The organism is Variovorax sp. CCNWLW225 (genome assembly GCF_037204045.1).
Taxonomy (GTDB): domain Bacteria; phylum Pseudomonadota; class Gammaproteobacteria; order Burkholderiales; family Burkholderiaceae_C; genus Variovorax.
In genome coordinates, this window is sequence record NZ_JBBCBV010000002.1 from 494,178 (window position 1) to 514,506 (window position 20,329).

The window sequence follows — 20,329 nt, forward strand, 5'->3', positions numbered from 1 at the left end:
GTGATATTTATGATTGAGGTTGTTCTGGCTGCAGCCGCGCCGGAACCAATGGCACCGGGCGTTTGGCGCGCTTCGCGGGGGAGCATCCCCTAAACTCGGAAGATGCCTCTTTCCTCTCCGCTGGCGGTGGCCCGCAGCGCCGTGAATGCGTCCCCTCTGTCCTGGTGGCGCCGCTGGTGGCGCCGGCAAACGCCGGTGCTGCAGGACGCTGTCGCCATGCTCGCGCCCATTGCGGCGGTGCTGCTGTTCCTTGCCGCCATCGTTTCTGCGTTCTGGTACTTGCGCACCGAAGAAGTCGAGCGCGAGCAGGAATCCGTGCGGCGGGACGTCGAATACGCCCAGCAGCGCATGCGCCTGCGCCTCCTGGAGCGGCAGGAACAGCTCATGCGCATCGCACGGGATGCCTCGAACCGCGAAATCGATCCCGTCGAGTTCGCGAGCCGCGCGGAATCCCTGGTTAGCCAGTTCCCCGAACTGCAGACGGTCACGTGGATCGACGACCGCCGCCGCTTCAAGGCTGGCTATTCCGCACCGAGCGTACACCCCGCGCAGCAGCACCTCATCGGCGACGTGCTGCGGCCCGGCGATATCGAGAGCAACTACGCGCTGGCGCGAGAGCTGCGCCAACCGGTTTTCTCCCAACCCATGGCCGGCGGCGATCCCACGGCCATGCTGCAGCTGCACATTCCGCTTTTCGACCAGGGCCTGTTCGCGGGCGTGGTGCTGGGCGAGTTTTCGATCGACGGCCTGCTGCGCTACGGCATGCCATCGGAAGTGCAGGCGCGCTATGCGGTGTCGCTGCTCGACGCCAAGGGCAATCCGATTGCGGGCAACACCGTGAGCCCCAGGGAAGGCGGCACGCGCCTGCTGCCCTGGTCCGAAAGAACCAACGAATACGAAGTGCCGGTGTCGCCCGTCGGCAATGCGCTGGTGCTGCGCGCCCAGGCCTACCGCACCTCGCAGGGGGTGGTCGGCAACGGCTTGTTCTGGCTGGTCTGCGCGCTCAGCGTGCTCACCAGCTGGATGCTGATCGGTACCTGGCGGCACACCCGGCGGCGCCAGCAGGCGCAGCAGCGGCTGGTTGCCGAAACCAACTTCCGGCGTGCGATGGAAAACTCCATGCTCACCGGCATGCGCGTGCTCGACCTGCAGGGGCGCATCACCTACGTGAACGCCGCCTTCTGCGCGATGACGGGTTGGAGCGAAGCCGAACTGGTGGGCCAGACGCCGCCCTTCCCCTACTGGCTGGAGTCGGACCGCGAAGTCATGAACGAGCGGCTTGAGGAAGAGCTGCACGGGCGCGCCCTGCCCGGCGGCTTCCAGGTGCGCGTGAAGCGCAAGAACGGCAGCGTGTTCAACGCGCGCCTTTATGTGTCGCCGCTGATCGATGCGCGCGGCCACCAGACGGGCTGGATGACCTCGATGACCGACATCACGGAGCCCACGCGCATCCGCGAGCAGCTGTCGGCTTCGTACGAGCGCTTCACCACGGTGCTGGAGGCGCTGGACGCCGCGGTGTCGGTGGCGCCCATCGGCAGTGAGGAGCTGCTGTTCGCCAACAAGCTGTACCGGCTCTGGTTCGGTTCCGACACCGTGGGCCACCTGGGCATGGTGGCGCAGGCCGGTGTGCCGGCCTCCAATGCGCACGACGAGGGCCTGGACGACGTCGACCCCTACGCCGGCCTGCCGATCGATACCCTGACCGCCGCCCAGACCGCCAACAACGAGATCTTCGTGCCGCACCTGGGCAAGTGGCTCGAAGTGCGTTCGCGCTATCTCACCTGGGTCGACGGCCGGCTTGCCCAACTGGTGATTGCCACCGACATCACACCGCGGCGCGACGCCGAGGAACAGGCGGCCGCGCAGGCCGACCGCGCCCAGGCCGCAAGCCGCCTGATCACGATGGGCGAAATGGCCTCCAGCGTGGCGCATGAGCTCAACCAGCCGCTGACGGCCATCACCAACTACTGCAACGGGATGATGTCCCGCATCAAGGGGCAGTCGATCGACACCGAGGCGCTGCTCGCGGCGCTCGAAAAAACCTCCAAGCAGGCGCAGCGGGCGGGCCAGATCATCCAGCGCATCCGCTCATTCGTGAAGCGCAGCGAACCCAATCGCACGCCCGCCGACGTGGCCACCATGGTGAGCGAGGCGGTCGAACTGGCGGGCATCGAACTGCGGCGGCGCAATGTGCGGCTCAACCACTATGTGGCGGCGCGGCTGCCTGTGGTGCGCGTGGACCCCATCCTGATCGAGCAGGTGATGGTCAACCTGCTGAAGAACGCGGCCGAAGCCATCGACATTGCAGAGCGCCCGCTCGCGCGCCGTAGCGTGGAACTGCGCGTGCTGCCCAAGGTGATCGAGGGCCACAATGCCATCGAATTTTCGGTGCAGGACACCGGCAAGGGCCTGGCGCCCGAAGTGATGGACCGGCTCTACGAGGCCTTCTTCTCCACCAAGCCCGAAGGCATGGGTATCGGGCTGAATCTGTGCCGCACCATCGTCGAGTCGCACCGTGGACGGATGCAGGCGGAGAACATCTACAATGGCCCGGATGTGATCGGATGCCGCTTTTCCTTCTGGATTCCGGTGTTGGACGCTCCCAGTTCCGTAGCAAGCGACGAGGCAAAGGTACCTGCATGAGTTTGATTCCGAAGAAGGGCACTGTCTATGTCGTCGATGACGACGAGGCCGTACGAGATTCGCTGCAATGGCTGCTCGAGGGCAAGGACTACAGGGTTCGCTGCTTCGATTCAGCCGAGTCCTTTCTTTCCCGATACGACCCGCGCGAAGTCGCCTGTCTGATCGTCGACATTCGCATGGCCGGCATGACTGGCCTCGAACTGCAGGACCGGCTGATCGAACGGCGCTCCCCGCTGCCTATCGTGGTCATCACCGGCCACGGCGACGTGCCGATGGCGGTCGACAGCATGAAGAAGGGCGCCATGGATTTCATCCAGAAGCCTTTCAACGACGAAGAACTCGTCACGCTGGTCGAGCGCATGCTCGAGCACGCGCGCGGCGCCTTCACCCAGCACCAGCAGTCGGCCAGCCGCGATGCGCTGCTGTCCAAGCTCACCGGCCGCGAAGCCCAGGTGCTCGAGCGCATCGTCGCCGGCCGCCTGAACAAGCAGATTGCCGACGACCTGGGCATCAGCATCAAGACGGTCGAGGCGCACCGCGCCAACATCATGGAAAAGCTCAACGCGAACACCGTGGCCGATCTGCTCAAGATCGCGCTCGGGCAAGCGGCGCCCGCAGCCAAGGCCTGAAAACCAGCTATCTCCCCGATAGCGACGAATGTTCCCCACGCCTGCGCAAGCGGGCGTTTTTACTTGGAAAATCGAAACCGATGACCGCTCAATTGATCGATGGCAACGCGCTGGCCCAGAAAATCCGCGCCGATGTTGCCGGCCGCATTGCCGCACTGAAGGCACGCGGCGTGGAACCCACGCTGACCATCATCCTGGTGGGTGAAGATCCGGCGAGCCAGGTCTACGTGAAGCACAAGGTCAACGACAGCAGCCAGACCGGGCTCACCGCCCATCTCGAGCGCCATTCCGCCAGCATGACCGAGCCCGAACTGCTGGCCCGCATCGAGGCGCTCAACGACGACCCCCAGGTGCACGGCATTCTTGTGCAGCTGCCGTTGCCCAAGCACATGGACAGCCACCGCGTCATCGAAGCCATCTCTCCGGCCAAGGACGTCGACGGCTTCCACGTGGCCAGCGCCGGCGCGCTGATGGTCGGCCAGCCGGGCTTCTGGCCCTGCACGCCACACGGTTGCATGAAGATGCTCGAATCCATCGGCTACGACCTGCGCGGCAAGCACGCGGTGGTCATCGGCCGCAGCAACATCGTCGGCAAGCCGATGGCCATGATGCTGCTGGCCAAGAACGCCACCGTCACCATCTGCCACAGCGCCACGCAAGACCTGGCCGCCATCACCCGGCAGGCCGACGTGATCGTCGCCGCCGTGGGCAAGCGCAACCTGCTAACGGCCGACATGGTGAAGCCGGGCGCCGTGGTGATCGACGTGGGCATGAACCGCAAGGAAGACGGCAAGCTGGCCGGCGACGTGGATTTCGACGGCGTCAAGGAAGTAGCCAGCTGGATCACCCCCGTGCCCGGCGGCGTCGGCCCCATGACGCGCGCAATGCTGCTCGCCAACACCCTTGAAGCTGCGGAACGCGCCGCAAAGTGATTTCCATGACCAACCCCCTCCTCGACTTCGCCGATCTCCCGCTGTTCGACCGCATCAAGCCCGAGCACGTCGCGCCCGCGGTCGACATCTTGCTGGCCGATGCCGAGGCGGCGCTGCAGACCGTCACGGCGGCCGACTTTCCGGCCGACTGGAATGCGATTTCGAAGGTGCTCGACGTGGCGTCCGAACGCTTCAGCCGCGCCTGGGGCGCCGTGGGCCATCTCAACGCCGTGGCCGATACGCCGGAGCTGCGCGCCGCCTACAACGAGGCCATGCCCCGCGTCACCGCTTTCTGGACACGCCTGGGTTCCGACGAGCGCCTGTACGCCAAGTACAAGGCGATTGACGCAGCCGCCCTCAACCCCGAGCAACGCCAGGCACATCGCAACGCAGTGCGCAATTTCGTGCTCGGCGGCGCGGAACTGCAAGGCGATGCGAAAAAGCGCTTTGCCGACATCCAGGAGCGCCAGGCCGAGCTGAGCCAGAAATTCAGCGAGAACGCGCTCGACGCCACCGACGCTTTCTCATACTACGCAGCGCTTGGCGAGCTCGAGGGCGTGCCTGAAGACGTGATTGGCGCCGCCCGCGCGGCCGCCGAAGCCGAGGGCAAGCAGGGCTACAAGCTCACGCTCAAGATGCCCTGCTACCTGCCCGTGATGCAGTTTGCCAAGAGCAGCGCGCTGCGCGAAACGCTCTACCGCGCGTATGTCACGCGCGCCAGCGAGCTCGGCGACCCGGCCTTCGACAACACCGCGCTCATCAACGAGATCCTCGCGCTGCGCGAAGAAGAAGCCAGGCTGCTCGGCTACAAGAATTTCGGCGAACTCTCGGTCGTGCCCAAGATGGCCGAATCGCCCGAGCAGGTGGTCAAGTTCCTACGCGACCTCGCGGCCAAGGCCAAGCCCTATGGCGAGCGCGATCTCGCCGACCTGCGCGCGTTCGCATCGGAGCAACTGGGCATTGCCGATCCGCAAGCCTGGGACTGGAGCTACATCGGCGAAAAGCTGAAGGAAGCGCGGTACGCCTTCAGCGAGCAGGAGGTGAAGCAGTACTTTCCGGCGCCCAAGGTGATGGCCGGCCTGTTCAAGATCGTCGAAACGCTGTTCGAGGTTTCCATCCGGCGCGACAGCGCCCCCACCTGGCACCCCAGCGTCGAGTTCTATCGCATCGAACGCCAGACGGCTGGCGGCGTGCAGAAGGTCGGCCAGTTCTATCTCGACCCCTCGGCCCGTGCCGCCAAGCGCGGCGGTGCGTGGATGGACGACGTGCGCGCACGCTGGCTGCGGCCCGACGACGGCACCCTGCAAACGCCGGTGGCGCAGCTGGTGTGCAACTTTGCGAGCGGTGTGGACGGCAAGCCGCCGCTCCTCACGCACGACGACGTGACCACCCTCTTCCACGAATTCGGCCACGGCCTGCACCACATGCTCACGCAGGTGAACGAGCGCGACGTGTCCGGCATCAGCGGCGTCGAATGGGATGCCGTCGAGCTGCCGAGCCAGTTCATGGAAAACTTCTGCTGGGAATGGGACGTGCTCAGGCACATGACCGCCCACGTCGATACCGGCGAGCCGCTGCCGCGCGCGCTGTTCGACAAGATGACCGCCGCCAAGAACTTCCAGAGCGGCCTGCAGACCTTGCGCCAGATCGAGTTCTCGCTGTTCGACATGCTGCTGCACACCGAATACCAGGCCGCCAGTGCGCAGCCGGGCGGCGTGCTCGCGCTGCTGGGCAAGGTACGCGCCGAAGTGGCCGTGATGCCTGCGCCGCCTTTCAGCCGCACGCCCAACACCTTCAGCCACATCTTCTCGGGCGGCTACGCGGCCGGCTACTACAGCTACAAGTGGGCCGAGGTGCTGAGCGCCGACGCCTACGCCGCCTTCGAGGAAACCGTGGGCGCCGACGGCCAGCCGAACATCGAGACCGGCCGCAGGTATCGCCAGGCCATCCTCGAAGCGGGCGGCAGCCGCAGCGCCATGGATTCGTTCAAGGCTTTCCGCGGCCGCGAGCCGCAGCTTGATGCGCTGCTGCGACACCAGGGCATGGCGCAGGCCCAGCCCGTTTGAAGCGGGCCTGAAGCTTGCGATACTCAGGCAATGCATTCGATCCAAAAGAAAACCTCCTTGCATTGCCTGTCCGGCCTCGCCCTGCTGCTCGTTGCAGCAGGTGCCATGGCCCAGCCGATCTATCGCAACGTCGACAAGAACGGCAAGGTCACTTTCTCGGACCGGGCCCCCACCGCCAGCACCGAGCCCGCCGCAGGCCCGCAAGCCGGCATCACGTCGCCGGCCAATGCCGGCCTGCCGTATGAACTGCGCCAGGTGGCACAGCGCTATCCCGTGACGCTGTACACGGGCGAAGAATGCGCGCCGTGCGGCGCCGCCCGCTCGCTGCTCACCACGCGCGGCATTCCTTTCGAAGAACGCACCGTCAAGAGCAACCAGGACGTCGAGGCGCTGCAGCGGATGAGCAGCCAGGCCTCGCTGCCGTTGCTGACGATCGGTTCGCAGCAGCTCAAGGGCTTTTCCGATACTGAATGGTCGCAGTACCTCGATGCCGCGGGCTACCCGAAGAGCAACAGCCTGCCGGCGACTTACCGCAACCCGCCGGCCCGACCGCTGGTTGCGGTGCAGGCGGCACCCGTGGCGCGCGAACCCGCGCCGGCCACTCCTGCTCCGCAGCAGCCTGCGCCTGCTCCCAGCGGGCCGACTCCCAGCAACCCGGCAGGCATCAAGTTCTGAGCGGTTCCTGAGCGGGCCGCCGGTTGACGCCGGCAGCCGCTTTTCTCTTCACTCGAACGTCATCGTTTGCACGCCCGAGGGCGTGCCCAGCAGGCACACGTCGGCCTTCTGGTGAGCGAACACACCGACGGTGACCACGCCCGGCCACTGGCTCACCTCGGATTCGAAGGCAAGCGGGTCGCTGATCCGCAGCCCGGTGACGTCGACGATGTGCTGCCCGTTGTCGGTCACCAGCGCCACACCGTCTTTTTCCCGCACCTGCGCAATGCCGCCCATGGCCTCGAACTGCCGCATGACGCGGCGCGCCGCCATCGGAATGACCTCCACCGGCAGCGGAAAGGCGCCGAGCGTGTCGACCAGCTTGGATGCGTCGGCAATGCACACAAAGCGCCGCGACTGCGCCGCCACGATCTTTTCGCGCGTGAGCGCCGCACCGCCGCCCTTCACCATGAAGCCGCGATGATCGATTTCGTCCGCACCGTCGATGTAGACGCCGAGTTCCTCGACCTCGTTGCTGTCGAACACCGGAATGCCCAGCGCGCGCAGGCGTTCGGTCGAGGCGACCGAGCTCGACACCGCGCCCTTGATCTCGTCCTTGATGGTGGCCAGGGCGTCGATGAACTTGTTCACGGTCGAGCCGGTGCCCACGCCGACGATTTCGCCCTTCACCACATAGGCCAGCGCAGCCCGGCCAACCTGGGCCTTGAGCTCGTCCTGGGAGATTGCGCTGGTGGCGCCGGCGCCGGGAGCGGAAGAAGGGGAAACGGGTGCAGTCATCGCGGAGAATCCTTGGCTCATTGAAGTCGAGAATTATCCGATGCCCCTGCTCCCCTCTTCGCTCTACGGCCTGGCCCGGCCCTTTCTGTTCGGCTTCGACCCGGAACATGCCCACGAACTCACCCTCGACGGCCTGGCCCGCACCCAGAACACGCCGCTGGCCTGCGCGTACGCCGCTTCGCGCGTCGAAGACTCGGTCACCCTCGCGGGGCTGCAATTCCCGAATCGCGTCGGCCTGGCGGCCGGGCTCGACAAGAACGCCCGCTGCATCGACGCTTTCGCGGCCATGGGCTTCGGCTTTGTCGAGGTCGGCACCGTCACGCCGAAGGCACAGCCGGGCAACCCGAAGCCGCGCATATTCCGCCTGCCGCAGCGCGACGCGCTGATCAACCGGCTCGGGTTCAACAACGAGGGACTCGACGCCTTTCTGGCCAACGTGCAGAAGGCGCGCTTCCGCAAGAACGGCGGCAACTCGGGCAAGAAGCCGATGCTGCTCGGCCTCAACATCGGCAAGAACGCCAGCACCCCCATCGAGCGGGCGGTGGACGACTATGTGGCCTGCCTGGACGGCGTGTATGCGCATGCCGACTACGTGACCATCAATATCTCGAGCCCCAACACGGCCAACTTGCGTACGCTGCAGAGCGACGAAGCGCTCGACGCGTTGCTGGGTGCCATCGCCGAGCGGCGGCAGGTGCTTGCCGACCGCGGCGGCAAGCGCGTTCCGCTGTTCGTGAAGATCGCGCCCGATCTCGACGAAAGCCAGGTTGCGGTCATCGCCGCCACGCTGCAGCGCCACGGCATGGACGGCGTGATTGCCACCAACACCACCCTGGCACGCGACGCTGTTGCGGGCCTGCCGCATGCCGACGAAGCCGGCGGACTTTCGGGTGCCCCCGTGCGCGAGGCGAGCAACCGCGTGATCGCCCAGTTGCGCGCGGCCCTGGGAACAGGTTTTCCGATCATCGGGGTGGGCGGCATCCTGAGTGGAGCCGATGCCAAGGCCAAGATTTCCGCGGGCGCCGACGTGGTGCAGATCTACACCGGCCTCATCTACCGCGGCCCGGCCCTCGTGCGCGAAGCGGCTCAGGCGTTGCTGCAAGCTCGCAGCGCTGCCTGAGCGTTCGCGCGTTTTCAGCGCTGGTTTTCAGCGCCGGTTTTCAACGCATGCGCCAGAGCACCGGCGCAACGACCGCTGCCCAGCGCAACAGCCGCTTGGGACGAATCACCACCAGCGCCACCGCAGCGACGACACCCGTCGCCACCGGATGCTCCCGCGCAATGCGCAGCGCAGCGGCGGAGGCCGTTTCGTCCGCGGGCGGTGCTTCTGGAGCCGCTGCTGCCGCACCGGCGGGCTGCGACTTGCGCGGGCCGCCCTGCATGGTGGCAATGCGTTCGCGCTGACGGTCCATGCGGGCCAGCAGCTCTTCGCGCGTGGCGGGCCGCGGGGGACGCGGCGCCTCTTCGTCCTGGTCGGGGTCCTTGCCGAGACCGAAACGGTCCTGAACCCAGGTCCAGTCGCGTTCGAATTCATGGCGCGCCGGCATGAAGCTGTTCGAGGCATTGCGAAGCGTCAGAAACAGACCCAGCGCGGCGGCCAGCCAGAGCACGATCCACACAGCCGCCACCGCCCACGCAGCCGCAACGCGATGCGGCGTGTCCCAGAAGTGCACCACCACCGCCATCGACAGCAACGCCACCGCCACCGTGGTCAGCCCGAGCACGGCCACCACCAGCACGAGCATCAGCTTGAGGCGCTGCTTCTCGTCCTCCCAGGCCATGCGCAAGAGCTGCACACGGTCTTCGGCCGCCAGCGCGCCTTCGGCCGCGGCAATGCGAAGCCGCCGCAAACGGGCATTGAGCCCGAACAGGGACAGCAAGCTCATGCGCCGGCTCCTGCTCGGCGACGGACAACGCGGCGGTGTGTGCTCAGGTCAGCGGCGGCCAAGCAGCAAACCCACCAGCACACCAACTGCCAGCGCTGCGCCGGCAATCTGCCACGGTTCGTCGTGGGCGTAGGCGTTGGCGGTGTTGGCCGCCTCGCGAGCCTTCTGGGCTGCGATCTTGCTCTTCTCCGCCGCAAGCTCGCGTGCAATGGCAAGCTTGGTGTCGATGCGCTGGCGCAGCGCCTTGATGTGGGGAACCGAATCCAGGTCCTTGCTGGCCAGCACGCCGCGCACGTCGCTCGCGATGTCTTCGGCTGCTGCCTCGATGTTGTTGGATGCACTCATTGGAATCTTTCCTCCGTGATGACACCGGCACCGCGCCGGCGGCTTCACGCCAGCAAATGGCGTGGTGTCATGTTACAGGCACAAAAGCCCCTCATGCGCGGCAGTTCTTCAGACTTCTGCACACAAAGGGGCTGCGCGGCATCCCTCAGGCGCTTTCAAGCAAGCGAGCCACGTAGCCTCCGATGGCAAGGCTGCTTGTGAGCCCCGGCGATTCGATGCCGAAGAGGTTGACCAAGCCCCTTACCCCATGCGATTCCGGTCCCTCGATCATGAAATCGCGCGCCGGCTCGTCCGGCCCCGAGATCTTGGGGCGCATGCCCGCATAGCCCGGGATCAATCCCCCGTCGGGCAGCGCGGGCCAGTATTTGCGCACCTCAGCGTAAAAGCCGTCGCCGCGCGCCGGGTCCACCACCAGGTCGTCGGCGGACTCCACCCATTGCACATCGGGCCCGAACTTGGCCTGCCCGCCCAGGTCGAGCGTCAGGTGCACCCCCAAGCCGCCGGGCTCGGGCACCGGGTAGATCAACCGAGTGAAAGGCGCACGTCCAGACAGGGTGAAGTAGTTGCCCTTGGCAAAGTACGCCGTCGGTATGGCCGCCCCGGGCAGGCCTTCGAACCGCCTGGCCAGCCCGGGCGCGTTGAGCCCCGCTGCATTGATGACGGTGTTGCAGCGCAGCGCAGTGCCGTCTTCCGCTACCAGCACGATAGCGTCCGCGCCACATTCCGCGCGTGCAATGGGCGATTTCAGTGCCAGCATTCCACCTGCGTTCTCCAGGTCGCCCAGCAGGCTCAGCATCAGCGCGTGGCTGTCGACAATGCCGGTGCTCGGCGAGTGCAATGCGGCCACGCAATGCAGCTGCGGCTCCATGGCAAGGGCCTCGTCCGCAGTCAGCAGCACGAGGTCGTCGACGCCATTGGCCGCAGCCTTGGCGCGAATGACTTCGAGTTGCGCCACCTGCTCGGGCGAAGTCGCCACGATGAGCTTGCCGCAGCGCTTGTGCGGCAAGCCGCGCTCCGCGGCATATTCATAAAGTGCCTGCTTGCCCTCCACGCACAGGCGGGCCTTGAGCGAGCCCTGCGGGTAGTAGATGCCCGCGTGAATCACCTCGCTGTTACGAGAACTGGTTCCAGTGCCAATGGCGCCTTCCGCCTCGAGCACCACCACTTCCCGGCCCGCGAGCGCCAACGCGCGCGCCACGGCCAGGCCCACCACACCCCCGCCGATGACGGCGCAATCAAGTTCATCCATGGCGTGAGCTTATCGCGGCTCGCGCGCCAGATTCACGAGGTGGTGGGTGGAGGCTCGGGGTCAGTCGGATCGTCCGGCGGCGTGCTCGGCCCTTCGTCGGGCTCCACGGGCAGGTCGGGCGGAATGTCGGGGTGAGTGGCCATGATCGGTCTCCTTCCCCCCTGGGTGTACGCGCTCCGCCACGGAATTGAGCCGGCGCGAAGCGGGAGCTGGGGTCAGCACGAGTCGACAGTTCCGTGCGGAGGGCCAAAAAGCGGCGCGCAAAACAAAAAGCGACTTGGACACAATCCAAGTCGCTTTTTGTTTGGGGAATTTGGTGGGCGGTGGAGGCTTCGAACCTCCGACCCCAGCAGTGTGAATGCTGTGCTCTACCCCTGAGCTAACCGCCCTGTCAATTCTCTGGCGCCGTGTTTCAGTGCCGTTGAATTAATCGCGTTGCGCGAAGCCTTCGATTATGCCACAGCATTTCAGGCGTTTTGCCGAAACAGCGTGCGTCCGTTGCTGGATTTGTCGAGTTGCGACAACACGGCCTCGTGTGCCGTAAGCTCCTGCTCGGCCGCCATGATCACCGGCAGGTCGAACTGGCTCAGGTCGATCGCAACCACCGTGGTGCCCTGCGCCGGTTCGTTCGACGACACGTCGATCAGCAGCGCGTCCTGGCCGCGCGTGAGATTGATGTACACGTCGGCCAGCAGCTGCGCGTCGAGCTTGGCGCCGTGGAAGGTGCGGTTCGAGCGGTCGACACCGAAGCGGTCGCACAGCGCATCGAGCGAATTGCGCTTGCCCGGGTACACCTGCTTGGCCATGGCCAGCGTGTCGGTCACTTCGCCGACGAAGGTGCGCAGCGGCGGCAGGCCGGCCAGCTCGAGTTCCTTGTTGAGAAAGCCGACGTCGAAGGCTGCGTTGTGAATGATCAGCTCGGCGCCGCGCAGGTACTCGACGATGTCGTTGGCCAGCGTGGCGAACTTCGGCTTGTCGCGCAAGAAGTCGGTCGTGAGACCGTGCACCTTGAGCGCGTCTTCATGGCTCTCGCGCTCGGGGTTGAAGTAGATGTGCAGGTCGTTGCCCGTGAGCTTGCGCGCGAACAGCTCCACGCAGCCGAGCTCGATGATGCGGTCGCCGTTCTCGGCGGAAAGTCCGGTGGTTTCAGTGTCGAGGACGATCTGGCGCGACATTCGGTGCCTTCTTCAATGGTTCTCTTTGGCGTGGTTGATCGAGTATTTGGGAATCTCGACCGTCACGTCTTCCTGCGCCAGGATGGCCTGGCAGCTGAGGCGCGATTGTGGCTCCAGGCCCCAGGCGCGGTCGAGCAGGTCTTCCTCGCCCTCTTCGGCTTCGTTCAGCGAACTGAACCCCTGGCGCACGATGACGTGGCAGGTGGTGCAGGCGCAGCTCATCTCGCACGCGTGCTCGATATTGATGTGATTGTCGAGCAGCGCCTCGCATATGGAGGTACCGGCCGGCGCCGTGATTTCTGCACCCTGCGGGCAGTACTCGGGATGCGGAAATATCTTGATGGTGGGCATGTTGTTCTTAGAGGGATTCGACCTTGCGGCCCGACAAGGCGCGCGCAATGCCCGCGTTCATGCGCTGGGCGGCGAAGGCCTCGGTGTCGTTGGCCAGCGCCTTGGTGGCGGCTTCTATCGTGGCGGCGTCGGTGGCCGTAGCGGCTTCGCGCAGCTTTGCCATCGACGCATCGATGGCGGCACGTTCATCTTCGGTCAGCAAATCGCCGTCGGCATCGAGTGCGCTCTGCGTGGCAAGCAGCATGCGCTCGGCATCCACGCGGGCCTCGACCAGCGCACGCGCCTGCATGTCCTGCTGAGCCGTGGAAAAACTCTCCTGCAGCATGGTCGCGATCTGGTCGTCCGAAAGTCCGTACGACGGCTTGACCGTGACGCTGGCCTCGACGCCGCTGCCCTGCTCCTTGGCGCTGACGCTCAGCAGTCCATCGGCATCGACCGTGAAGGTCACGCGGATGCGCGCCGCACCCGCGGCCATCGGCGGGATGCCGCGCAAGGTGAAGCGTGCGAGGCTCCGGCAATCGGCGACCAGGTCGCGCTCGCCCTGCACCACGTGCAACGCAAGGGCCGTCTGGCCGTCTTGATAGGTGGTGAAGTCCTGCGCCATCGCGGTGGGGATGGTCTGGTTGCGCGGCACGATGCGCTCGACCAGGCCACCCATGGTCTCGATGCCGAGCGACAGCGGAATCACGTCGAGCAGCAGCAGGTCGCCCGCGCCGTTGTTGCCGGCCAGCTGATTGGCCTGGATGGCGGCGCCGAGCGCCACGACTTCGTCGGGGTTCAGGTTGACGAGCGGCTCGCGGCCGAAGAATTCGGCGACGGCGCGGCGGACCTGCGGCATGCGGGTGGAACCGCCGACCAGCACGATGCCCTGCAGTTCGTCCGGCTTGAGCTTTGCGTCGCGCAGCGCCTTGCGAACAGCGGCAATGGTGCGGTCGGTGAGCGGCTTGGTGGCGACGTCGAATTGCGCGCGGGTCACTTCGAATTGAATCGCTTGACCCGCAATCTCTGCGCGGAAAGTGGTCGATTCGGAATCGGTCAGCGCTTCTTTGGCGGCACGCGCGGCGACCAGCAATGCGGCCCTGTCGCCATCGCTTTCGGCGTGCGCGCCGGTCTGCGCGAGCACGAAGCCGGCAAGCGCGTGGTCGTAGTCGTCGCCGCCGAGTGCCGAGTCGCCGCCGGTGGCAATCACCTCGAACACACCCTGCGTGAGCCGCAGGATCGAGATGTCGAAGGTGCCGCCGCCCAGGTCGTACACCGCGTAGACGCCTTCGCTGGCGTTATCGAGGCCATAGGCAATCGCAGCGGCCGTCGGCTCGCTGATCAGGCGCAGCACATTGAGGCCCGCCAGTTGCGCGGCATCCTTGGTGGCCTGTCGCTGGCCTTCGTCGAAATACGCGGGCACGGTGATGACCGCGCCATAGAGCTCATCGTCGAAGGTGTCTTCGGCGCGGTAGCGCAGCGTCGCCAGAATTTCGGCGCTGATTTCGACCGGCGATTTTTCGCCCGCGAGCGTCTGCACCTTCACCATGCCGCCGTCGCTGCTGTCGATGCGGTACGACATCGATTCGCGGTTGGCGATGTCGGCCAGCCCCCGGCCCATGAGACGCTTGACCGAGGTGATGGTGTTGGCGGGGTCTTGCCCGCGTGCCGCCACGGCATCGAAGCCAATCTGCCGGCGGTCGCCGTCCAAGTAGCGCACCACCGAAGGCAGCAGCACGCGGCCCTGGTCGTCGGGCAGGCATTCGGCCACGCCGTTGCGCACCGCGGCCACCAGCGAATGCGTGGTGCCCAGGTCGATGCCTACGGCAATACGGCGCTGATGCGGATCTGGGGCCTGGCCGGGTTCTGAAATCTGTAGAAGAGCCATATATAGGGCTTATTGTCCCAACTGATCGAACTTGGCCTCGACGTCCTGGCCGAAACGCTCAATGAACATGAGGGCTCTCACCTGCTGCGCGGCGGCGGGGTAGTCGCCCTTCTCGTCGATCAGCCAGTCGAGCGACGACAGCGCGCGCGCGCGGCCGGCTTCGACCTCCGCCTGCAGCTTCTCAACCGCTTCGACATCGTCCGCGTCGTCGAGCGCCTCGCGCCATTCCATCTGCTGCATCAAGAAATCGGGCGGCATGGCCGTGTTGTTCTCGGCGTTGAGCGGCGCACCGTTCAACTCGCAGATGTAGCTCGCGCGGCGGATCGGGTCTTTCAGCCGTTGATAGGCCTCGTTGATGCGCACCGACCACTGCATGGCCACGCGCTGCGCCGCGGCGCCTTGCGCGGCAAAGCGGTCCGGGTGCGCTTCGCGCTGCAGCTCTTTCCAGCGCGCGTCGAGCGCGGCGCGGTCCTGCGCGAACGTGGCCGGGACGGCGAACAATTGGAAGTCGGTGTCGTTGAGGTTCATCAGACTGCCTGCCGGGCCGCCCCAAAGGCGGTCTGCGCCCCCTCGGGGGGCAGTGAGGACACAAAGTGCCGAACGTGGGGGCCCATAAGGATCAAGAAAAAACCGCCAGCACATGACATGGTGGCGGCTGTTGTCGCGGTCAGCGACGGCGCATCAGATGCGGAAACTTTCCCCGCAGCCGCAACGGTCGCGCTCGTTCGGGTTGATGAACTTGAAACCCTCGTTCAAGCCCTCGCGCACGAAGTCGAGCTGCGTGCCGTCGATATAAGCCAGGCTCTTCGGGTCGACCAGCACCTTCACGCCGTGGTCTTCGAACACCACGTCTTCGGGCGTGAACTCGTCCACGTACTCGAGCTTGTAGGCCAGCCCCGAGCATCCGGTGGTCTTCACGCCCAGCCGCACGCCCACGCCCTTGCCCCGCTTGCCGAGGTAGCGGGTCACGTGGCGCGCAGCGGCTTCAGTCAGCGTGACAGCCATGTCAGTGGACTGCCGGCTCGGCTTGCGCCGTCTTGACGCCGTGCTTGGCCTTGTAGTCGCTCACGGCAGCCTTGATGGCGTCTTCAGCCAGGATCGAGCAGTGGATCTTGACGGGCGGCAAAGCCAGTTCTTCGGCGATTTGCGCGTTCTTGAGCGCAGCCGCTTCGTCGAGCGTCTTGCCCTTGACCCATTCGGTCACGAGCGACGACGAGGCAATGGCCGAACCGCAGCCGTAGGTCTTGAAGCGTGCGTCTTCGATTACGCCGGTTTCGGGGTTGACCTTGATCTGCAGCTTCATGACGTCGCCGCAAGCCGGTGCGCCGACCATGCCGGTGCCTACCGAGTCGTCGCCCTTTTCGAAGGAGCCGACGTTGCGGGGATTTTCGTAGTGGTCGATGACCTTGGATGAATATGCCATGGTGTACCTCTCAAACTTTGTTCAATCGTGGAGCCTGGTGCGGTCCGGCGTCAGTGGGCCGACCACTGGATCGTGCTGATGTCAACGCCGTCCTGGAACATCTCCCACAGGGGGCTCAACTCGCGCAGCTTTGCAACGTTGTGCTTGATGGTCGAGATGGCGTAGTCGATTTCTTCTTCGGTCGTGAAACGGCCGATGGTCATGCGCAGGCTGCTGTGAGCCAGCTCGTCGCTGCGGCCGAGGGCGCGCAGCACATAGCTGGGCTCCAGGCTGGCCGAGGTGCAGGCCGAACCCGACGACACCGCCAGGCCCTTGATGCCCATGATCAGCGACTCGCCTTCGACGTAGTTGAAGCTCATGTTCAGGTTGTGCGGCACACGCTGCTCGAGGTCGCCGTTGATGAACACCTGCTCCACGTCTTTCAGGCCGTCGAGCAGACGCTTCTGCAGGCGGCGCGCATGGGCGATGTCGTCCTTCATTTCGAGCTTGGCAATGCGGTAGGCCTCGCCCATGCCCACGATCTGGTGCGTGGGCAGCGTGCCCGAGCGCATGCCGCGCTCATGGCCACCGCCGTGCATTTGCGCTTCGAGGCGAATGCGCGGCTTGCGGCGCACGTAAAGCGCGCCGATGCCCTTCGGGCCGTAGGTCTTGTGCGAAGCCAGGCTCATCAGGTCGATGGGCAGCTTCGTGATGTCGATCTCGACCTTGCCGGTGGCCTGGGCCGAGTCGACGTGGAAGATCACGCCCTTTTCGCGGCAGGCATTGCCCAGCGCAACCACGTCCTGGATCACGCCGATTTCGTTGTTCACGAACAGCACGCTCGCTAGGATGGTGTCGGGACGGATCGCGGCCTTGAACTTGTCGAGGTCGACCAGGCCGTTTTCCTCGACGTCGAGGTAAGTCACCTCAAAGCCCTGGCGCTCGAGTTCGCGCATGGTGTCGAGCACGGCCTTGTGCTCGGTCTTCAGGGTGATCAGGTGCTTGCCCTTGCCCTTGTAGAAGTGGGCCGCACCCTTGAGCGCCAGGTTGATCGACTCGGTGGCGCCCGACGTCCAGACGATTTCACGCGGGTCGGCATTGATCAGCTCGGCCACCTGGCCGCGCGCCTTCTCGACCGCCTCTTCGGCTTCCCAGCCCCAGGCATGGCTGCGCGATGCCGGGTTGCCGAAATGCTCGCGCAACCAGGGAATCATGGCGTCGACCACGCGCGGGTCGCACGGCGTGGTGGCGCCGTAGTCGAGATAGATCGGGAAATGAGGAGTTACGTCCATGGCTGGCTCGGGCTGGCGTGGGGGTTGTTTCTTTGATCTGCGCTTCTGATGGCGGCGCCCTCAGGCGCGCCACAACTCAGGACATCAGGACTTCGCGAACACATTGCCGAGGGCAAAGACCGAGTTCGGCGCGTTCACGCGAATCGGCTTGACCACCGGCTGCGCGGAAATGGCGCGCTTGACGACCGGCTTGTTCTCGATTTGCACGCCCTTGGCGATCTGGTCGTCGACCAGCTTTTGCAGCGTGACGGAGTCGAGAAACTCGACCATGCGCTGGTTGAGCGAGGCCCAGAGCTCGTGCGTCATGCAGCGGCCGGCTTCGCCAAGGCAGTTTTCCTTGCCGCCGCACTGCGTGGCATCGATGGGCTCATCGACGGAAACAATGATGTCTGCGACGGTGATATCCGCAGCCTTGCGGCCAAGGCTGTAGCCGCCGCCGGGGCCGCGGGTCGACTCGACCAGCTCGTGGCGGCGCAGTTTGCCGAACAGCTGTTCGAGATACGACAACGAAATCTGCTGCCGCTGGCTGATCGCAGCCAGCGTGACCGGACCGGTGTTCTGACGCAGCGCCAGATCGATCATTGCTGTGACCGCAAAACGGCCTTTGGTAGTGAGACGCATCGCAAGCTCCTTCAAGTGCTTACCGTTGAAATGACACCGTGGCCCGGGGCCGCGGTGACTTCGTCTCCGCCCTGCCCGACCCCTGACGCTGGTGAACCAGCCAGTGGGATCGGTTCTTCATCGCGAAGTTCTTTTTTTGTTGTTGAGTGTTTCGGTCAAGTATAGCAGAAGCCCCTGGACTCTGCTCGGGTAAACCCCAGCGCAAACCGCTTGAAGAAACCGGCGCGCCGGCCTACGACGGCAGAACCGCGATGTTGTCGCCGCCGGAGGCGCCAAAAGCCTGCTCCCGCAGCAGCGCGAGCTGGTCGCGCACACGGGCCGCCTTCTCGAATTCGAGGTTGCGGGCGTGCTCGAGCATGAGCTTTTCGAGCCGCTTGATCTCCCGGGCGATGTCCTTTTCGCTCATGTCCTCGACCTTGGCGCGTTCCAGGTCGAGCTTGGCCATTTCCTTGCCCGTCTTTTCGCTGTACACGCCATCGATCAGGTCGCGCACCTGCTTGACGATGCTGCGCGGGGTGATGCCGTTGGCCTCGTTATAAGCAATTTGACGCGCCCGGCGGCGCTCGGTTTCATCGATCGCCTTTTTCATCGAGTCGGTCATCCGGTCGGCATAGAGGATGGCCTTGCCGTTCAGGTTCCGGGCGGCGCGGCCGATGGTCTGGATGAGCGAACGCTCGGCGCGCAGGAAACCTTCCTTGTCGGCGTCCAGGATGGCGACGAGCGACACCTCCGGAATGTCCAGGCCTTCCCGCAGCAGGTTGATGCCCACCAGCACGTCGAAAGTGCCCAGCCGCAGGTCGCGCAATATTTCCACCCGCTCCACCGTGTCGACGTCGCTGTGGAGGTAGCGCACCTTCACCCCGTTGTCGCCCAGGTAGTCGGTCAGCTGCTCGGCCATGCGCTTGGTCAGCGTGGTGATGAGCACGCGCTCGTTCTTTTCCACCCGGATGCGGATCTCGCCCAGTATGTCGTCCACCTGGTGCGTGGCGGGGCGCACTTCCACCTCGGGGTCGATCAGGCCGGTTGGCCGAACCAGCTGCTCCACCACGTTGCCGGCATGGTCCTTTTCGTACTGCGCCGGAGTGGCCGAAACGAAGATGCACTGGCGCATGCGCGTTTCGAACTCCTCCAGCTTGAGCGGCCGGTTGTCCAAGGCGCTCGGCAGCCGGAAGCCGTATTCGACCAGCGTGGTCTTGCGCGCCCGGTCGCCGTTGTACATGGCGCTGAGCTGGCCGACCATCTGGTGGCTCTCGTCGAGGAACATCAGGGCGTCTTTGGGCAAGTAGTCGGTCAGCGTGGCCGGGGGTTCGCCCGGCGCCGCCCCCGAGAGGTGGCGCGTGTAGTTCTCGATACCCTTGCAGTGGCCGATTTCGGCCAGCATTTCCAGGTCGAAGCGGGTGCGCTGCTCCAGCCGCTGCGCCTCGACCAGCTTGCCCTGGCTGACGAATTCCTTGAGCCGCTCGGCCAGCTCGATCTTGATGGTTTCCACCGCGCCCAGCACCTTGTCGCGCGGCGTCACGTAGTGGCTCGACGGATACACCGTAAAGCGCGGGATCTTCTGGCGGATGCGGCCCGTGAGCGGATCGAACAGCTGCAGCGACTCGATTTCGTCGTCGAACAGCTCGATGCGGATCGCCAGCTCGCTGTGCTCGGCCGGAAACACGTCGATGGTGTCGCCGCGCACGCGGAAGGTGCCGCGCGAAAAGTCCTGCTCGTTGCGGGTGTACTGCATGCGAATCAGCCGCCCGATCACGTCGCGCTGGCCGATCTTGTCGCCCACCCGCATGATGAAACGCATCTGCGTGTAGTCCTCGGGCGTGCCGATGCCGTAAATGGCGCTCACCGTGGCCACAATGACCGTGTCGCGCCGCTCCAGCACGCTCTTGGTGGCCGAAAGCCGCATCTGCTCGATGTGCTCGTTGATCGACGAGTCTTTCTCGATGAACAGGTCGCGCTGGGGCACGTAGGCCTCGGGCTGGTAGTAGTCGTAGTAGCTCACGAAGTACTCGACCGCGTTCTTGGGAAAGAACTCGCGAAACTCGCTGTAGAGCTGCGCCGCCAGCGTCTTGTTGGGCGCAAAAACGATGGCCGGGCGGCCCAGCCGCGCGATCACGTTGGCCATGGTGAAGGTCTTGCCCGAGCCCGTCACGCCCAGCAGCGTCTGGAACACCTCGCCGTCGAGCACGCCCTCCACCAGCCCGTCGATCGCCTTCGGCTGGTCTCCGGCCGGCGGATACGGCTGGAAAAGCTCGAATGGCGAATCGGGGTACTTGATGAATTCGCCCTGCTTGGCCGGACCGATCGGGTCCAGTTTCTTCAGGTCTGCTATGGCTTCGTTGTTCTCTGGCATGGCTGTTCCCGACAGGTGGCGATGGCGCCGGTAAAATTCAAGGCAACCGGAAAGCGTAGCGCAAGTCCG

General features: G+C 65.2%; 20 protein-coding genes and 1 tRNA gene. 6 read left to right on the forward strand and 15 right to left on the reverse strand.

Translation table 11 applies throughout. The annotated features are described in order from the left end of the window. The first annotated feature begins 102 nt into the window (after positions 1-102). From V9L20_RS06915 to V9L20_RS06935, 5 genes are all read left to right on the forward strand, one after another. Positions 103-2,643, forward strand: coding sequence for a PAS domain-containing sensor histidine kinase (locus V9L20_RS06915; protein WP_258505829.1), 2,541 nt, complete (start codon positions 103-105; stop codon positions 2,641-2,643). Continuing rightward, complete coding sequence (locus V9L20_RS06920; RefSeq protein WP_012747279.1) at positions 2,640-3,272, forward strand: response regulator transcription factor; 633 nt, start codon at positions 2,640-2,642, stop codon at positions 3,270-3,272. The genes V9L20_RS06915 and V9L20_RS06920 overlap by 4 nt, the downstream gene beginning before the upstream one ends. A gap of 80 nt (positions 3,273-3,352) precedes the next feature. After that, complete coding sequence (gene folD / locus V9L20_RS06925) at positions 3,353-4,204, forward strand: bifunctional methylenetetrahydrofolate dehydrogenase/methenyltetrahydrofolate cyclohydrolase FolD (protein WP_281150507.1); 852 nt, start codon at positions 3,353-3,355, stop codon at positions 4,202-4,204. A gap of 5 nt (positions 4,205-4,209) precedes the next feature. After that, positions 4,210-6,270, forward strand: a complete 2,061-nt coding sequence (locus V9L20_RS06930; RefSeq protein ID WP_337295996.1) for a M3 family metallopeptidase — start codon at positions 4,210-4,212, stop codon at positions 6,268-6,270. Between the two features lie 30 nt (positions 6,271-6,300). Continuing rightward, complete coding sequence (locus V9L20_RS06935; protein ID WP_337295997.1) at positions 6,301-6,945, forward strand: glutaredoxin family protein; 645 nt, start codon at positions 6,301-6,303, stop codon at positions 6,943-6,945. 48 nt (positions 6,946-6,993) lie between these two features. Here the strand turns inward: V9L20_RS06935 and rpiA are convergent, their stop codons facing one another. Next, on the reverse strand, positions 6,994-7,722 hold the full coding sequence (gene rpiA, locus V9L20_RS06940) for a ribose-5-phosphate isomerase RpiA (protein ID WP_337295998.1): 729 nt from the start codon (positions 7,720-7,722) through the stop codon (positions 6,994-6,996). Between the two features lie 40 nt (positions 7,723-7,762). Here rpiA and V9L20_RS06945 point away from each other — a divergent pair, with 40 nt between their 5' ends. Next, a complete protein-coding gene (locus V9L20_RS06945; RefSeq protein WP_258505823.1) occupies positions 7,763-8,842 on the forward strand; it encodes a quinone-dependent dihydroorotate dehydrogenase in 1,080 nt (359 codons plus the stop codon). Between the two features lie 40 nt (positions 8,843-8,882). On the opposite strand, the gene V9L20_RS06950 is transcribed toward V9L20_RS06945, so the two are convergent. The 14 genes from V9L20_RS06950 to uvrB form a co-directional block, all read right to left on the reverse strand. After that, positions 8,883-9,608, reverse strand: a complete 726-nt coding sequence (locus V9L20_RS06950) for a phage holin family protein (RefSeq protein ID WP_258505822.1) — start codon at positions 9,606-9,608, stop codon at positions 8,883-8,885. A gap of 48 nt (positions 9,609-9,656) precedes the next feature. After that, positions 9,657-9,953, reverse strand: coding sequence for a glycine zipper domain-containing protein (locus tag V9L20_RS06955; RefSeq protein WP_126747251.1), 297 nt, complete (start codon positions 9,951-9,953; stop codon positions 9,657-9,659). A 145-nt stretch (positions 9,954-10,098) separates the two neighbouring features. Beyond that, the gene (locus V9L20_RS06960; RefSeq protein ID WP_337295999.1) at positions 10,099-11,202 is read right to left on the reverse strand and encodes an NAD(P)/FAD-dependent oxidoreductase; all 1,104 of its coding nucleotides are present in this window, start codon (positions 11,200-11,202) and stop codon (positions 10,099-10,101) included. Between the two features lie 32 nt (positions 11,203-11,234). Then, positions 11,235-11,345: a stereocilin gene (locus V9L20_RS06965; protein ID WP_082517415.1), complete on the reverse strand. Its 111-nt coding sequence runs from the start codon at positions 11,343-11,345 to the stop codon at positions 11,235-11,237. Positions 11,346-11,516: 171 nt separating this feature from the next. After that, positions 11,517-11,591 (reverse strand) — tRNA-Val (locus tag V9L20_RS06970). A gap of 78 nt (positions 11,592-11,669) precedes the next feature. Beyond that, a complete protein-coding gene (gene dnaQ / locus V9L20_RS06975; RefSeq protein WP_337296000.1) occupies positions 11,670-12,377 on the reverse strand; it encodes a DNA polymerase III subunit epsilon in 708 nt (235 codons plus the stop codon). 12 nt (positions 12,378-12,389) lie between these two features. Beyond that, positions 12,390-12,728, reverse strand: coding sequence for an ISC system 2Fe-2S type ferredoxin (gene fdx / locus V9L20_RS06980; RefSeq protein WP_258505820.1), 339 nt, complete (start codon positions 12,726-12,728; stop codon positions 12,390-12,392). Between the two features lie 7 nt (positions 12,729-12,735). Next, entirely contained in the window at positions 12,736-14,595 is a 1,860-nt protein-coding gene (gene hscA / locus V9L20_RS06985) for a Fe-S protein assembly chaperone HscA (RefSeq protein ID WP_337296001.1), read from the reverse strand. A 9-nt stretch (positions 14,596-14,604) separates the two neighbouring features. Next, complete coding sequence (gene hscB / locus V9L20_RS06990) at positions 14,605-15,123, reverse strand: Fe-S protein assembly co-chaperone HscB (protein ID WP_281150497.1); 519 nt, start codon at positions 15,121-15,123, stop codon at positions 14,605-14,607. A 153-nt stretch (positions 15,124-15,276) separates the two neighbouring features. Beyond that, the gene (gene iscA, locus V9L20_RS06995; protein ID WP_007828190.1) at positions 15,277-15,600 is read right to left on the reverse strand and encodes an iron-sulfur cluster assembly protein IscA; all 324 of its coding nucleotides are present in this window, start codon (positions 15,598-15,600) and stop codon (positions 15,277-15,279) included. A gap of 1 nt (position 15,601) precedes the next feature. Continuing rightward, positions 15,602-16,018: a Fe-S cluster assembly scaffold IscU gene (iscU, locus tag V9L20_RS07000; protein ID WP_126747244.1), complete on the reverse strand. Its 417-nt coding sequence runs from the start codon at positions 16,016-16,018 to the stop codon at positions 15,602-15,604. A 50-nt stretch (positions 16,019-16,068) separates the two neighbouring features. After that, positions 16,069-17,289 (reverse strand): IscS subfamily cysteine desulfurase, encoded by a 1,221-nt coding sequence (locus V9L20_RS07005; protein ID WP_258505813.1) that lies wholly within the window; start codon positions 17,287-17,289, stop codon positions 16,069-16,071. Between the two features lie 84 nt (positions 17,290-17,373). Then, a complete protein-coding gene (gene iscR / locus V9L20_RS07010) occupies positions 17,374-17,910 on the reverse strand; it encodes a Fe-S cluster assembly transcriptional regulator IscR (protein WP_093237517.1) in 537 nt (178 codons plus the stop codon). Positions 17,911-18,142: 232 nt separating this feature from the next. Beyond that, positions 18,143-20,260 (reverse strand): excinuclease ABC subunit UvrB, encoded by a 2,118-nt coding sequence (gene uvrB, locus V9L20_RS07015; RefSeq protein WP_337296002.1) that lies wholly within the window; start codon positions 20,258-20,260, stop codon positions 18,143-18,145. Positions 20,261-20,329: the final 69 nt, after the last annotated feature.

What these genes read in the sequence shown, in the direction of transcription:
- V9L20_RS06915 (WP_258505829.1), top strand. Translation starts at nt 103, where the DNA reads ATGCCTCTTTCCTCTCCGCTGGCGGTGGCCCGCAGCGCCGTGAATGCG.
- V9L20_RS06920 (WP_012747279.1), top strand. Translation starts at nt 2,640, where the DNA reads ATGAGTTTGATTCCGAAGAAGGGCACTGTCTATGTCGTCGATGACGAC.
- folD (WP_281150507.1), top strand. Translation starts at nt 3,353, where the DNA reads ATGACCGCTCAATTGATCGATGGCAACGCGCTGGCCCAGAAAATCCGC.
- V9L20_RS06930 (WP_337295996.1), top strand. Translation starts at nt 4,210, where the DNA reads ATGACCAACCCCCTCCTCGACTTCGCCGATCTCCCGCTGTTCGACCGC.
- V9L20_RS06935 (WP_337295997.1), top strand. Translation starts at nt 6,301, where the DNA reads ATGCATTCGATCCAAAAGAAAACCTCCTTGCATTGCCTGTCCGGCCTC.
- rpiA (WP_337295998.1), bottom strand. Translation starts at nt 7,722, where the DNA reads ATGACTGCACCCGTTTCCCCTTCTTCCGCTCCCGGCGCCGGCGCCACC.
- V9L20_RS06945 (WP_258505823.1), top strand. Translation starts at nt 7,763, where the DNA reads ATGCCCCTGCTCCCCTCTTCGCTCTACGGCCTGGCCCGGCCCTTTCTG.
- V9L20_RS06950 (WP_258505822.1), bottom strand. Translation starts at nt 9,608, where the DNA reads ATGAGCTTGCTGTCCCTGTTCGGGCTCAATGCCCGTTTGCGGCGGCTT.
- V9L20_RS06955 (WP_126747251.1), bottom strand. Translation starts at nt 9,953, where the DNA reads ATGAGTGCATCCAACAACATCGAGGCAGCAGCCGAAGACATCGCGAGC.
- V9L20_RS06960 (WP_337295999.1), bottom strand. Translation starts at nt 11,202, where the DNA reads ATGGATGAACTTGATTGCGCCGTCATCGGCGGGGGTGTGGTGGGCCTG.
- V9L20_RS06965 (WP_082517415.1), bottom strand. Translation starts at nt 11,345, where the DNA reads ATGGCCACTCACCCCGACATTCCGCCCGACCTGCCCGTGGAGCCCGAC.
- dnaQ (WP_337296000.1), bottom strand. Translation starts at nt 12,377, where the DNA reads ATGTCGCGCCAGATCGTCCTCGACACTGAAACCACCGGACTTTCCGCC.
- fdx (WP_258505820.1), bottom strand. Translation starts at nt 12,728, where the DNA reads ATGCCCACCATCAAGATATTTCCGCATCCCGAGTACTGCCCGCAGGGT.
- hscA (WP_337296001.1), bottom strand. Translation starts at nt 14,595, where the DNA reads ATGGCTCTTCTACAGATTTCAGAACCCGGCCAGGCCCCAGATCCGCAT.
- hscB (WP_281150497.1), bottom strand. Translation starts at nt 15,123, where the DNA reads ATGAACCTCAACGACACCGACTTCCAATTGTTCGCCGTCCCGGCCACG.
- iscA (WP_007828190.1), bottom strand. Translation starts at nt 15,600, where the DNA reads ATGGCTGTCACGCTGACTGAAGCCGCTGCGCGCCACGTGACCCGCTAC.
- iscU (WP_126747244.1), bottom strand. Translation starts at nt 16,018, where the DNA reads ATGGCATATTCATCCAAGGTCATCGACCACTACGAAAATCCCCGCAAC.
- V9L20_RS07005 (WP_258505813.1), bottom strand. Translation starts at nt 17,289, where the DNA reads ATGGACGTAACTCCTCATTTCCCGATCTATCTCGACTACGGCGCCACC.
- iscR (WP_093237517.1), bottom strand. Translation starts at nt 17,910, where the DNA reads ATGCGTCTCACTACCAAAGGCCGTTTTGCGGTCACAGCAATGATCGAT.
- uvrB (WP_337296002.1), bottom strand. Translation starts at nt 20,260, where the DNA reads ATGCCAGAGAACAACGAAGCCATAGCAGACCTGAAGAAACTGGACCCG.